Source organism: Trinickia diaoshuihuensis, from assembly GCF_003390925.1.
Taxonomy (GTDB): Bacteria; Pseudomonadota; Gammaproteobacteria; order Burkholderiales; family Burkholderiaceae; genus Trinickia; species Trinickia diaoshuihuensis.
Genome location: NZ_QUBS01000087.1, coordinates 127,161 through 140,020 on the forward strand (window position 1 = coordinate 127,161; position 12,860 = coordinate 140,020).

A 12,860-nucleotide genomic window follows, 5' to 3' on the forward strand; every position below is an offset into this window, starting at 1 on the left:
AGGGTCCGGCGCCGGCCTCCTTCCCGTTTGTGCACTGCGCCATGGCGTGGGATCAGCGTGCCGCCGCGCCCGCGCTTTGCCGCGCCGGCGCGCCAAGCGCCCGCAACGATTCCTTGACCGTGGCAAGGCGTACGGACAGGTCGGGGCTGCGCGTTTCGATGCGCAGCTTGTCTTGCCCGGCTAGCTTGATGTTCTTGTGCTTCTGCACCATCTCGATGATACGCATCGCGTCGATCGGCGGGTTCGGCACGAATTGCAAGCTGATGGCGGCTTCGCCAGCATCGATCTTCGAGATTCCGAGCGGTTTCGCCGCGAGCCGCAATCGGTGCGTTTCGACGAGCGCATGCGCCTGCGGCGGCAGTTTGCCGAAGCGGTCGATGAGCTCTTCCTGGATGTCGTCGATGGCATCGCTCGTTTCGCAACTGGCGAGCCGCTTGTAGATCGAGAGCCGCTCTTGGACGTCGCCGCAGTAATCGGCCGGCAAGATCGCGGGTGCGTGCAGGTTGATTTCGGTCGTCGCGGCAAGCGGGGCCGTGAGATCGGGCTCCTTGCCGTTCTTCAACGCTTTCACGGCGTCGGCGAGCATGTCCGAGTACAACTGGAAGCCGATTTCGTGGATTTCGCCCGATTGCTTGTCGCCGAGCACTTCGCCCGTGCCGCGGATCTCGAGGTCGTGCATCGCCAGATAAAAGCCCGAACCGAGTTCCTCCATCTGCTGAATCGCCTCGAGCCGGCGTTGTGCTTGCTTCGTCAGCCCTTGGGGATCGTGTACGAGCAGATATGCATAGGCCTGGTGATGCGAACGCCCGACGCGGCCGCGCAACTGATGCAACTGCGCGAGACCGAACTTGTCGGCGCGGTGAATGATGATCGTGTTCGAACTAGGCACGTCGATGCCGGTCTCGATGATCGTCGTGCAAAGGAGGACGTTGGCCCGCTGCGCCACGAACTCGCGCATCACGCGCTCGAGTTCCCGCTCGTGCATCTGGCCGTGCGCCACGGCGATGCGGGCCTCCGGCACGAGCGCTTCGAGCATCGCGCGTCGGTTTTCGATGGTCTCCACCTCGTTGTGAAGGAAATAGACCTGCCCGCCGCGCTTCAATTCGCGCAGCATGGCCTCGCGAATCACGCCGTCTTCCTCGCGCCGCACGAAGGTTTTGATCGCGAGCCGCTTTTGCGGCGCGGTCGCGATCACCGAAAAATCGCGCAGTCCTTCGAGCGCCATGCCCAGCGTCCGCGGGATCGGGGTGGCTGTCAGCGTCAGCACGTCCACCTCGGCGCGCAACGCTTTGAGCGCCTCCTTTTGCCGTACGCCGAAACGGTGCTCCTCGTCGATGATGACGAGCCCCAGCCGCTTGAAGCGCACGTCCGACGAAAGCAGCTTGTGCGTGCCGATGACAATGTCGACCGAGCCGTCGTTGATCTGGGCGACGGCCGCATTGACTTCCTTCGTCGATTTGAACCGCGACAGTTCGGCGATGCGCACGGGCCAATCGGCAAAGCGGTCGGAGAAGGTCTGCGTATGCTGTTCGGCGAGTAGCGTGGTGGGCGAGAGCAGCGCGACTTGCTTGCCCGCCATCACGGCGATGAAGGCGGCGCGCAGGGCGACTTCGGTCTTGCCGAAGCCCACGTCGCCGCAGACGAGCCGGTCCATCGGCCGGCCCGCCGTCATGTCGCCGATCACGGCGGCGATCGCGGCGGCTTGGTCGGGCGTTTCCTCGAAGCCGAAGCTTTCCGCGAACTTGGCGTAATCGCGCGGCTCCAGTTTGAACGCGTGACCTTCCCGCGCGGCGCGGCGGGCATAGAGGTTCAGCAACTCGGCGGCCGTATCGCGGATTTGCTGCGCGGCCTTGCGTTTGGCTTTTTCCCACTGACCGGAACCGAGCGCGTGCAGCGGGGCGCTTTCGGGATCCGCGCCGCTGTAGCGCGAGATCACGTGAAGCTGGGCGACGGGCACGTACAGCTTGCTGTCTCCCGCGTACTCGAGGTGCAGGAACTCGGTTTCGCCTTCGCCGAGGTCCATCGTCACGAGGCCCATATAGCGGCCGATGCCATGCTGTGCATGCACGACGGGGTCGCCGACCTTCAGTTCGGACAGGTCGCGCACCATCGAATCGACGCTGCTTGCCTGTTCTTGGCGGCGGCGGCCCGCGCGGCGGGCGAGGGCGCCGTATAGCTCGGTCTCCGTGACGATCGAGACGCCCTCCCCGGGCAGCGAAAAGCCGCTCGTCAGCGGTGCGACGCCAAGCGTGAAGCGGGCGTCGCACGTGAGCCAGTCTTCGAAACTATCGATCGATTCGGGGCGCAGACCATGCTCGGCGAAGAGCTGCGCGATGGTTTCGCGCCGGCCGGCCGATTCGGCGGCGACGAGCACGCGCCGGCCGCTATCCTCGACGTAGCGGCGCAACGCGAGCACGGGATCGTCGGCGTGACGGTCGATCGCGAGCGTGGGAAGCGCCGTGGACCATGCGCCGCCGCTCCCCGCGGGCAAGACGAGCCGGGCGAACGGCTTGGCCAGCGTATAGAAATCGTCATCCGACAAAAACAAGCGTTGCGGTTCGAGAATCGGACGTTCGCGATCATGCGACAGGAAGTTGTAGCGCTGTTTGGTGTCGGCCGTAAAACGGCGAATGGCGCCGTCCAAATCGCCGACGAACGCAAGATGCGCATCGTCCGGCAGGTAATGGAACAGCGTGGCCGTCTCGTCGAAGAACAGCGGCAAGTAGTACTCGATGCCGGCCGAGGGCACGCCGTTGCCGATGTCCTTGTAGATCGAGGAGCGGCTCGGATCGCCCTCGAATACCTCGCGCCAGCGGCTGCGGAACGCCGTGCGCGCGGCTTCGTCGAACGGAAACTCGCGCCCGGGCAGCAGGCGCACGTCGCGCACGGGATAGAGGCTGCGCTGCGTGTCGGGGTCGAACGCGCGGATCGAATCGACTTGGTCGTCGAACAAGTCGAGCCGGTACGGCAGCGGCGAGCCCATCGGAAACAGATCGATCAGCGAGCCGCGCACGCAGTATTCGCCGGGACGCACGACTTGGCTCACGTGCTCGTAGCCCGCCAGCGTTAATTGCGCTTTGAGCTTGGCCTCGTCGAGCCGCTCGCCTTGCGTGAACGAGAACGTGTAGGCGGCCAAGAAGGCGGCGGGCGGCATCCGGTACAGCGCCGTCGTGGCCGGGACGAGCAAGATGTCGCAGCGGCCTTCGCCGAGGTCGTGCAGCGTTGCGAGCCGTTCCGAGACCAGGTCTTGGTGCGGCGAAAAGGTGTCGTAGGGCAGCGTTTCCCAGTCGGGGAGCAGCCGGACGCGGGCGTTCGGCGCGAACCAGGGGATTTCTTGAGCGAGGCGTTGGGCATCGACGGCGCTCGCGCAGACGACGGCCAGCAGAGGTTGCCGCGCGGGTGGCTGCCCTCCTTGCGCCGCTTGCAGGCGCGCCGCCTCGCTGTAGCGCGCGATCAGCAGGGCATCGGACGAGCCGTGCGTGCCGTCGAACGAAAAGCGTTGACCGGCTTTGACGAGCGGGAGCGGCAGATTGGACGAGGCTAACGAGGAATCGGATTGCGGCATGACGAAGGGCGAGCGGCCTTAGCTGGAACGTGGCGAAAGCCCGCCGCGGCGGGTTTTCGAGTACCGGGCCTCGCCTCGTTTGCAAACGAGGTGCCCGGAACAAAGCGCCTATTATAAAATCCGTCGTCCATTTTTGACTGGCGGCCGCGCACGGCCCGACTCCGACCTCGTGACTTCCCGCTTTTTCGCCTTGATTCCCTGCGCCGGCACCGGCAGCCGTTCCGGCGCGCCCATGCCCAAGCAATACCGCTCCGTGGCCGGGCGCGAGTTGCTGCATTTCACGCTAGCCGCCTTCGATGCCTGCGCGGAGTTGGCCCGAACGCTCGTCGTCATTTCGCCCGACGACTCGCATTTCGATGCCGCGCGTTTCGCGCCGCTTCGTTTCGACGTGCGGCGTTGCGGTGGCGCGTCGCGGCAAGCGTCGGTGCGCAACGGGCTCGATGCGCTCGGCGAGATGGGCGCCGGCGACGACGACTGGGTGCTCGTGCACGATGCGGCGCGCCCCGGCATCACGCCCGAGTTGATCCGTTCGCTGATCTCGGCGTTGGCGGACGACGCCGTGGGCGGCATCATGGCGCTGCCCGTTGCCGATACGCTCAAGCGCGTAGATGCGGCAAGCGGCGAGAGGATCGCGCGAACCGAATCGCGCAACGGTCTATGGCAGGCGCAAACGCCGCAGATGTTCCGTATCGGCATGCTGCGCGAGGCGATCGGCCGTGCCGAACGCGACGGGCACGACCTCACCGACGAAGCGAGCGCCATCGAGTGGCTGGGCCATGCGCCGCGTCTCGTCCAAGGCAGTTTGCGCAATTTCAAGGTCACATACCCGGAAGACTTCGCGCTCGCCGAGGCGATCTTGACGCACGACTCGGGCCGCTGACCCGTTCGATCCGATCAGCGCGCGGGGCCGCGGCGGCCCCGCGCCATCCCTTATCACCCCACCCGCGGCCAGCCGGCCGCGACAGCAGCGAGACTTGCAAATGAATTTCAGAATCGGACAAGGCTATGACGTACACGCGCTCGTCGCGGGCCGCCCGCTCATCATCGGCGGCGTAACGGTGCCTTACGAGCGCGGCTTGCTTGGCCACTCCGACGCCGACGTATTGCTGCATGCCGTGACCGATGCGCTGTTCGGCGCCGCCGCGCTCGGCGACATCGGGCGTCATTTCCCCGATACGGACAAGCGTTTCGCGGGCGCCGATAGTCGCGTGCTGCTGCGCGAATGCGCGGCGCGCGTCAGGGCAGCGGGCTTCGACATCGTCAACGTCGATAGCACGGTCATTGCGCAAGCACCGAAGCTCGCCCCGCATATCGACGCCATGCGAGCCCACATTGCCGAGGATCTCGGCCTGCCGCTCACGCGCGTCAACGTCAAGGCGAAGACGAACGAGAAGCTCGGCTACCTCGGGCGAGGCGAGGGGATCGAGGCGCAAGCCGCCGTCATGCTCAGCGTCAAAGGCGAGGACGCGTAACGCTTGGCGAGGGGAGCGCCGAACATGAAACGGCGGTTCCCTCATTGGTTCGTTGGGGCGACTACTTGCCTTGCGCGGCGATGACGAGCGCGGCGGCGTTCACGACGGCGGCGATGCGGCCCACATCGCGCAACTGCAGCACCGACATCCCTTGCTCGCTTTTGAGCAGCGCGTAGTGCGATTTGACGCAGAAATGGCACTTGCCGACGATCGATGCCGCGAGGGCATACATCTCGAAGCGGCGTTTATCCACGCCGCCGTGCGACGCATAGGCGCCCATGCGCAGCTCGGCACGCTGCGTTTTCAAGTCGGCATCGTCGGCCATCTCGACGAACGGATACCAGACGTTGTTCATGCCCATCAGCGCCGCAGCCGTTTGCGCACCGGTGACTTCCTCGGGCGTCAGCACCCCGGCGGTGCGAATCGCTTCGATGATGATCGGGCATTTCGCCGCGAACGCGGCCGCCAGTGCAACGCCGACCGCGTCATGCCCTTCGAGCGATGAACGCGCGATCGTACCGTCCAGATTCAGGCGGATATCCTTGGCGTAGTCGGGGATGTGTTCCTTAATCGAATTGAGGAATTCCATCGCTTTCTCCTATCGCTGCATCGATCAAAAAGCCCGCCGGACCGAGTCCCTAGCGGGCCTTGAGCGGCAGGGGCGCTTACAGCGTCGCGCCGCCGATCGAGCGGTTGCACGGGCATAATTCGTCCGTTTGCAAGCCGTCGAGGATGCGCAGGATTTCTTGCGGGTTTCGGCCGACGTTGAGGTTATTGACCGAAACGTGCTGGATCGTATTATCGGGGTCGACGATGAACGTCGCCCGCAGCGCCACGCCCGCTTCCTTGTCGCGCACGCCGAGCTGGTCGATCAGTTCGCCCTTGACGTCGCCGAACGAGTAATGATTCAGCTTGTCGAGATCCTTGTGCTCACGGCGCCAGGCAAGCTTCACGAATTCGTTGTCCACGCTCCCGCCGAGCAGCACGGCGTCGCGCTCCTCGAAATCCTTCTGGAGCTTCGCGAATTCGACGATCTCGGTCGGACAGACGAACGTGAAGTCCTTCGGGTAGAAATAAATGATTTTCCATTTGCCCGGGAAGGATTGCTCGGTGATCTCTTCGAACGCCGACTGACCGTTTTCTTCATGCTGGTTGAAGCCCGGCTTGGCGGCCGTGACGGTGAACGCTTCGAGTTTATCGCCCACGGTTTTCATGCGGTGACTCCTATCTCTGGTTGAAGAAGGGTGAGACCTTGCTCAAAACTACCGGCTCGCTGTAACGGATGCGTGACGCCGCGACAACGAAAACTATAGTGCTATCAAACTTTCATTCAAATAGAAAATAACTAACGCGCGGTCGCCTGGCATTCGACGATGCCTATTCCCGCGCGTAGCGGGGGCGGGCGCTTAGTTGCTCTTGGCCAGCGGAAAGTCGATGGTAACTTCGAGCCCCGGGCCCGGCGTGCGGTTGCGCAGCTTGAGCTGGCCGCGATGGCGGCTGACGAGCCGCTGCACGATCGCCATGCCCAGGCCCGTTCCGTTCGCCTGCGTGCGGGCCGAATCGACGCGGTAGAACGGACGCGTGACGAGGCCGATTTGGTCTTCCGGAATACCGGGCCCTTCATCGAGCACCGACAATTCGGCCCGAGAATGGGACACCCGGGTTTCGACCATGATGTGCGGAATACCGTCCGTTTCGCTCAACCCGTACTTGCGCGCATTCTCAAGCAAGTTGCCGACCACGCGCCGCAAGTCCGTTTCGTCGGCTTCGATGACGGCCGATTCGGCCAGACGGACGGTTAGACGCACACCGTCTTCGCTGGCCAGGCGCGCCGCCATGTCGCCCGCGATCAGCGACAGATCGACGGGGCGGGAGAAGTGCTGAGGCGGCCGGGCGTAGTCGAGGAAGCGCCCGATGATGGAATCCATCTGTTCGATGTCGTCGATCATCGCGTCTTTCGTCGCTTGATCGGACGGGCTCATTTCCGTTTCGAGCCGCAGGCGTGCGAGCGGTGTGCGCAAGTCGTGCGAGATGCCCGCGAGCATCAGCGCACGGTCGGCCTCGAGCTGTTCGAGGTCGCGCACCATCTGATTGAAGCTGCGATTTGTCTCGGCGGCGACCCCGAGGCCTTGCTCGGGCAACGGTTCGGGCGCCTGCCCCGAACCGACCCTACGCGCCGCGGCCGCGAGCCGCGCGAACGGCCGGTTCACGAGGCTCGTAATAAAGGCCGCGCCGAATAGCGAAAGCGCCAACGCGAAGATGCCCCAGCCGGCCCATTGCAGGCCCGTGACGTTATCGAGTTGATCGCGGTCGAGCGCGACCCAGTAGTCGTCGTCGTCGATTTTGAAACTGATCCACACGCCGGGAATGTCGTTGACCGACTGTGCGATTACCGTGTCGTCGCCGAGGCGGCCGCGGATATCGTGCTCGATGAGGCGGTTCAGCGATTCGTCGGGCTGCAGCGTGAATTTATCGGTGCTCTCGCGCGGATAGACGCGCACCCCTTCGTTGCTTTCGAGATCTTGCAACAGCGCGCGACGTAGATCGGGATCGGAGTAGAGCAGCGCCGTTCGGGTGAGCTTGACGACGGCAACGAGCTGCAGCGCGACGCGCTGCGCGCGCGGCTCGCGCTCGATCACGCGAAAGCTTTGAAACCACGCGGCGAGACTGACCGCGATCAGCAGCGCGATCAATAAAAAGGTGCGCCAAAACAGGCCCCCGAATGCGTGGGCGAGAAACCGCCGGTTGATACGCATGGGGACCTATCGTGGCGTCCGAAGCGCGCGAACGTGCGTCACGCGGAGCCGTCGGGAATGAACACGTAGCCGAGACCCCAAACCGTTTGAATGAAGCGGGGGCTGCTCGGATCGACCTCGATCAGCTTACGCAGACGCGAGATCTGCACGTCGAGGCTGCGATCGAACACTTCGTATTCCCGGCCGCGCGCGAGTTCCATCAGCTTCTCGCGCGAGAGCGGCTGGCGCGGATGGCGTGCGAAAACCTTCAGCACCGAGAATTCGCCGGTCGTGAGCGGAATTTCCTGACCGGATTTCGTCAACGTGCGCGTGGCAAGGTTCAGCGCGAAGTCGCCGAACTCGAATACCTCGGCCGTCTCCGACGGCGCGCCGGGCAGCTCCGACGGCGACTGACGGCGCAAGACCGCATGAATGCGCGCCACGAGCTCGCGCGGATTGAAGGGCTTGGGCAGGTAGTCGTCGGCGCCCATTTCGAGCCCGACGATACGATCGACGTCCTCGCCCTTGGCGGTCAGCATGATGATCGGCGTGCGATCGTTGCTGCCGCGCAGCCTGCGGCAAATCGAAAGGCCATCCTCGCCGGGCAGCATCAGATCGAGGACGAGCAGGTCGAACCGCTCGCGCACCCAGAGCTTGTTCATTGCCGGCGCGTTCTCCGCGACGTAGACGTTAAAGCCTTGCTCGCCGAGGTAGCGGCGCAGCAGGTCACGCAAGCGGGGGTCGTCGTCGACGACCAGAATCTTCGAAGGGTTTTTCGTTTCCATGGGCGGCATCTTAGCGCGATTGCAAACCGGCACGCGAAAGTGCGATTTATCGGGTTACAGACAGTTACAAAATTTACCCGTCTTGATGCGCGGCGTAAACGGTGCGCACATAAACTTCTTCACTGATAGCGGCTGTTCGGTGGATACTTCATCCCATTAACACCTCTCTCTCGCGCTCGATGATGGATCGAGCATCAGTACACGTAATTCGAGGTAGCCGGTTGCCGCATGACGAAGGGAACAAGATGACGGTGGAATACGCGGTGCCGCGCGTGCGAGCGCGGATTGTCGCGGTTGCCATCGCGGGTGCTGTCGCGAGTTGGGTCGTTGCCGCCGATGTTCAGGCGCAGCCGCCGCTGCGCGCGCGCCGAGCCGAGCCGTCCCGATCGTTCCATCATCGCTACCTGCCTTCCGAAAGCGCCTCTCGTTCCATTCCGGCCAGCGCGCCTCCGGCCGCGTCCATCGTGCGCACGGCCTCGTCGCCGGCCGAATTCGGAGAACGTCAGCGTGACGGTCATATGACGGTCGAGGAGCGGCGTTTATTGCGTCAGCATATCGAAGACGCGGTGCGCGAGCTTTACAAGCGGTAACTCGAATTCGACGCCTAAGGGGAGGGCGATGCGAAAACGTCTGCGGCGTTCGCCATGCGCGATCTTCGGCGCCGGTCTGCTCGTCGTCACGTTCGTTTCGAGCGCCGCGGCGGCGCCCCATCGCCCGCATTCGACGCATACGCCGATCGCGTATTCGGCTCGGGCCGAAGCGGATGCGCAGCAATCCGATCCGGCCGGCGCCGCTTCGTCTTCGCCGCTGCTCGACGAAGACGACGCTCGGTACTTGCTCACTCGCACCGGCTTCGCGCCGGACGCGCAAACGCTCGAGCCGTACGTTGGGCTCTCGCGCCGGCAGGCCGTCGATCAATTGCTGGCCTCGGCTCGCACGACGCCCGTCACCGCGATGCCCGCCTGGGTGGACGAGGCGATTCCCACGCGCGCGCAAGAGCATGCGCTCGATGCCGACGCCCGCCGCGCCGCAGCGGCCGAACGCGCACGCCGCTACGACGCGCTGCGCGGATGGTGGCTCAACGAGATGGTCGTCACGCCGTCGCCGCTCACGGAGCGCATGACGCTGTTCTGGCATGGGCACTTTACGTCGTCGCAGGACAAAGTACCGTACCCGCAACTGATGGCGCGGCAAAATGCGTTATTGCGCCGTGACGCGCTCGGCAGCTTTGCGCACATGCTGCATGCGATCGCGAAGGATCCGGCGATGCTCCTTTACCTCGACGGCGCGGGTAATCGGAAAGGCCATCCGAACGAGAATTTCGCGCGAGAGGTCATGGAACTCTTCACGCTCGGCGAAGGACAGTACGCCCAGCATGATGTCAGCGAGGCGGCGCGCGCTTACACGGGCTGGAGCCTCGATCCCGATACGCGCGAGTTCGTTTGGCGGGCCGATTGGCACGACTCCGGCATGAAAACGGTACTCGGCCGGACGGGGGCGTTCGACGGCGATGCGGTGCTCGACCTGTTGCTGGCGCAGCCGCAAACCGCGACGTTCATCGTGACGCAGCTATGGCGCGAGTTCGTTTCCGATACACCCGACGCGGCTCAAATCGAGTCGATCGCCGCGCGCTTGCGTGCGAGCGATTACGACATCGCCGTGGCCTTGCGTGGGCTATTCCTGAGCGACGCATTCTGGGACGAACGCAACCGGGGCCTGCTCGTCAAATCGCCCGTGCAATTCGTCGTCGGCACGTTACGTTCGTTCGACGTGGACGACGACGATACGGCCGGGCTCGCGGGCACGGTTCGCAATCTCGGGCAAAACTTGTTCGCACCGCCGAACGTCAAGGGCTGGCCGGGCGGGACGACATGGATCAACAGCACGACGCTGCTGGCCCGCGAGCAGTTCGTCGAGCAGCTCTTTCGTGCGACGGAACCGCGCCGGGCACGCGCGGGCAAACAGATGGCCGTGACAATGCAGTCCGCGCCGGGCGGTCCCGCACGCGCGCACGGCATGCGGTTCGATCTCGAAGGCTGGCTCGCGCGTTACAGTATGACGCCGGCGCAGCATCCCGGGCTCTCGATCGAGTTGCAATGGCAGCACGCGGTGTTGCCGCTCTCGCCGGTCGATCCGATCGATACCGGCGCATCGAGCGCGGCGTACTTGCGCGCGTTGTTGATGGATCCCGTGTACCAACTGGACTAACGCGATGTTGCGACGCCGCTTTCTCCGCTCGATGACGGCCGCGGCCGCCGTGGGACTCTCGATGCCGATCCGGCGCGCGCTCGCGCAATCCGCATCGACGCTCGCACCGGCGCCGCCTCGCGCCGGCGCCTATCGAAACCTCTTGATTCTCGTTGAACTCAAAGGCGGCAATGACGGCCTGAACACGGTCGTTCCCTATGACGATCCGAACTACCGGCTGTTGCGCAAACATATCGGTATCGATCGCGAGCGTGTCATCGCGCTCGATGAGCGCACAGGTCTGCATCCCGCGTTGGAACCGCTGATGCCGTTGTGGCGCGACGGCCACTTGGCGATCGTGCAGGGCGTCAGCTACGCGCAGCCCAACCTCTCGCACTTCCGTTCCATCGAGATCTGGAACACGGCATCGCGCGCCGACGAATATCTGAACGACGGCTGGTTGACCCGCGCGTTCGCCGAAGCGCCGGTACCCGCCGGCTTCGCGGCCGACGCCCTCGTGATCGGCAGCGCCGAGATGGGGCCGTTCGATGGCGGGGCCCGAGCGGTCGCGCTCGTCAATCCGGCGCAGTTCGCGCAGGCATCGCGGCTCGTGCGCGCCGTGGCGCTACGCGAGCGCAATGCGCAGCTCGCGCACATCCTCGATGTCGAAAACGATATCGTCCATGCCGCGCTGCGCTTGACTCCGCACCCGGGCCAGTTCGTATTGAAGACGGCTTTTCCCGCGGGCGCATTCGGCGCCTCCGTCAAAACGGCCATGCAAGCGCTCGCGAGTGCCGAAACGCCGCGCGGTCAGCCCATCGCCGGGCAGGGCGTGGCCGCGATTCGTCTGACGCTGAACGGCTTCGACACGCATCAAAACCAGCTAGGGCAACACGCCGCGTTGCTCGCGCAACTGGCGCAAGGCTTGGCGGCGATGCGATCCTCGTTGATCGAGTTGGGCCGGTGGGACGATACGCTCATCATGACCTACGCGGAATTCGGCCGCCGGCCGCACGAGAACGAGAGCAACGGGACCGATCATGGCACCGTGGCGCCGCATTTCGTCGCGGGCGGGCGTGTGCGCGGCGGGCTCTATGGTGCTGCCCCCGACCTGGCGCGCCTCGACGGCAACGGCAACTTGCCCGTCGGCGTCGACTTCCGCCGGATGTATGCCACCGTACTTGGGCCGTGGTGGGGCCTCGACGCGAGCCGAGTGCTGCGCGGACGTTTCGATCCGTTGCCGCTGCTGCGGAGCTAGGGACGAGCGCTTCTTTCTACCTTTCTCGTGAGATTGCGCGTTCGTGCGAGCCTTCGTCGCACTATTTGATATCGACGATATCCGTAGGGCAAGGCAAGACTTGAATTCAGTATTGCGGGAAGTACATTGTGTGAGGGTGATGGGACGATCTATTTTGGATTGAATTTCAGCGAGGATCGAATGATTCTTCGTCTAATGGCGCTTGTTGTGCTTTTCCTTATATCTTTCGTGAGTTTGGCGGAGCAAGGACATACGGTCAATATAATTAATAACAGTAAATATTCATATACTATTGCCGAGGTTTTTGATTGGAAAAGCTCCGGCAACGAGATGGAGTCGTGCGTCAAGGGCGATAATCTAGGCCAGCCAATGGTTATTCCTTCGTACAGTTCGGATCGGACGTACACTTGGGACGACAGCAATCACTTCCAGGAGTGCTGGCGGGCACCGAAATTCGATATTTTTATGATTTATAGCAGCGACGATCCCGCGCTTCCTGGCGATCCCAGCCATCCTGATGGCATCTTGAAGATCGGATCCGTGCACCGAAAAATAGATGGCCGTTTCGGAGATTGGTATAACGGCTTTTTCTATATCAACTGGTTGAACCCTTTGGATTTTGAAAATGAATATGATGGGGGGAATCCGCCGCCGTCATTCATGCATTTCGAGTGCAACGGAGATAAACACGATCCATGTCTTTCCACGTTCAAATCGATGGTGCTGGACGACAAGGATAGTGATAACTGGAGTCATTACTATCGATCGGAATCTCAGCGTATCGTGATTGACGATCACTGAGCTTGCGCCGGGTCGTTGTTGCCGGTTCCAGGAAAAGAAGGACGAGCCCCGTGCGAA

The 12,860-nt window shown here is 63.5% G+C and carries 11 protein-coding genes; 6 read left to right on the forward strand and 5 right to left on the reverse strand.

Features of this window, described 5'->3' with window-relative positions:
• Nucleotides 1–52: 52 nt before the first annotated feature.
• Complete coding sequence (mfd, locus tag DXT59_RS25170; protein ID WP_116140330.1) at nt 53–3,565, reverse strand: transcription-repair coupling factor; 3,513 nt, start codon at nt 3,563–3,565, stop codon at nt 53–55.
• A 169-nt stretch (nt 3,566–3,734) separates the two neighbouring features.
• Here mfd and ispD point away from each other — a divergent pair, with 169 nt between their 5' ends.
• The gene (gene ispD, locus DXT59_RS25175; RefSeq protein ID WP_116140332.1) at nt 3,735–4,445 is read left to right on the forward strand and encodes a 2-C-methyl-D-erythritol 4-phosphate cytidylyltransferase; all 711 of its coding nucleotides are present in this window, start codon (nt 3,735–3,737) and stop codon (nt 4,443–4,445) included.
• 100 nt (nt 4,446–4,545) lie between these two features.
• Nucleotides 4,546–5,037, forward strand: a complete 492-nt coding sequence (gene ispF / locus DXT59_RS25180) for a 2-C-methyl-D-erythritol 2,4-cyclodiphosphate synthase (protein ID WP_116140334.1) — start codon at nt 4,546–4,548, stop codon at nt 5,035–5,037.
• A gap of 61 nt (nt 5,038–5,098) precedes the next feature.
• On the opposite strand, the gene DXT59_RS25185 is transcribed toward ispF, so the two are convergent.
• The 4 genes from DXT59_RS25185 to ompR all read right to left on the reverse strand — a co-directional run bounded on the left by DXT59_RS25185 (nt 5,099) and on the right by ompR (nt 8,566).
• On the reverse strand, nt 5,099–5,626 hold the full coding sequence (locus DXT59_RS25185; protein WP_116140336.1) for a carboxymuconolactone decarboxylase family protein: 528 nt from the start codon (nt 5,624–5,626) through the stop codon (nt 5,099–5,101).
• Between the two features lie 76 nt (nt 5,627–5,702).
• A complete protein-coding gene (locus DXT59_RS25190; protein ID WP_116140338.1) occupies nt 5,703–6,251 on the reverse strand; it encodes a peroxiredoxin in 549 nt (182 codons plus the stop codon).
• Between the two features lie 192 nt (nt 6,252–6,443).
• Complete coding sequence (locus tag DXT59_RS25195) at nt 6,444–7,793, reverse strand: ATP-binding protein (protein ID WP_116140340.1); 1,350 nt, start codon at nt 7,791–7,793, stop codon at nt 6,444–6,446.
• 38 nt (nt 7,794–7,831) lie between these two features.
• The gene (gene ompR / locus DXT59_RS25200) at nt 7,832–8,566 is read right to left on the reverse strand and encodes an osmolarity response regulator transcription factor OmpR (RefSeq protein ID WP_420823430.1); all 735 of its coding nucleotides are present in this window, start codon (nt 8,564–8,566) and stop codon (nt 7,832–7,834) included.
• Between the two features lie 236 nt (nt 8,567–8,802).
• Between ompR and DXT59_RS25205 the strand changes: the two genes are divergently transcribed.
• From DXT59_RS25205 to DXT59_RS25220, 4 genes are all read left to right on the forward strand, one after another.
• Nucleotides 8,803–9,147, forward strand: a complete 345-nt coding sequence (locus DXT59_RS25205; RefSeq protein WP_240324667.1) for a hypothetical protein — start codon at nt 8,803–8,805, stop codon at nt 9,145–9,147.
• Nucleotides 9,148–9,175: 28 nt separating this feature from the next.
• On the forward strand, nt 9,176–10,765 hold the full coding sequence (locus DXT59_RS25210; protein ID WP_116140345.1) for a DUF1800 domain-containing protein: 1,590 nt from the start codon (nt 9,176–9,178) through the stop codon (nt 10,763–10,765).
• A gap of 4 nt (nt 10,766–10,769) precedes the next feature.
• Nucleotides 10,770–12,002 (forward strand): DUF1501 domain-containing protein, encoded by a 1,233-nt coding sequence (locus DXT59_RS25215; protein WP_116140348.1) that lies wholly within the window; start codon nt 10,770–10,772, stop codon nt 12,000–12,002.
• A gap of 180 nt (nt 12,003–12,182) precedes the next feature.
• On the forward strand, nt 12,183–12,803 hold the full coding sequence (locus DXT59_RS25220) for a hypothetical protein (RefSeq protein ID WP_162878239.1): 621 nt from the start codon (nt 12,183–12,185) through the stop codon (nt 12,801–12,803).
• The last annotated feature ends 57 nt before the right edge of the window (nt 12,804–12,860 follow it).

Excerpts from the sequence above, each read along its gene's own strand:
- mfd (WP_116140330.1), bottom strand. The coding sequence starts at position 3,565 with ATGCCGCAATCCGATTCCTCGTTAGCCTCGTCCAATCTGCCGCTCCCG.
- ispF (WP_116140334.1), top strand. The coding sequence starts at position 4,546 with ATGAATTTCAGAATCGGACAAGGCTATGACGTACACGCGCTCGTCGCG.
- DXT59_RS25185 (WP_116140336.1), bottom strand. The coding sequence starts at position 5,626 with ATGGAATTCCTCAATTCGATTAAGGAACACATCCCCGACTACGCCAAG.
- DXT59_RS25190 (WP_116140338.1), bottom strand. The coding sequence starts at position 6,251 with ATGAAAACCGTGGGCGATAAACTCGAAGCGTTCACCGTCACGGCCGCC.
- DXT59_RS25195 (WP_116140340.1), bottom strand. The coding sequence starts at position 7,793 with ATGCGTATCAACCGGCGGTTTCTCGCCCACGCATTCGGGGGCCTGTTT.
- ompR (WP_420823430.1), bottom strand. The coding sequence starts at position 8,566 with ATGCCGCCCATGGAAACGAAAAACCCTTCGAAGATTCTGGTCGTCGAC.
- DXT59_RS25205 (WP_240324667.1), top strand. The coding sequence starts at position 8,803 with ATGACGGTGGAATACGCGGTGCCGCGCGTGCGAGCGCGGATTGTCGCG.
- DXT59_RS25210 (WP_116140345.1), top strand. The coding sequence starts at position 9,176 with ATGCGAAAACGTCTGCGGCGTTCGCCATGCGCGATCTTCGGCGCCGGT.
- DXT59_RS25215 (WP_116140348.1), top strand. The coding sequence starts at position 10,770 with ATGTTGCGACGCCGCTTTCTCCGCTCGATGACGGCCGCGGCCGCCGTG.
- DXT59_RS25220 (WP_162878239.1), top strand. The coding sequence starts at position 12,183 with ATGATTCTTCGTCTAATGGCGCTTGTTGTGCTTTTCCTTATATCTTTC.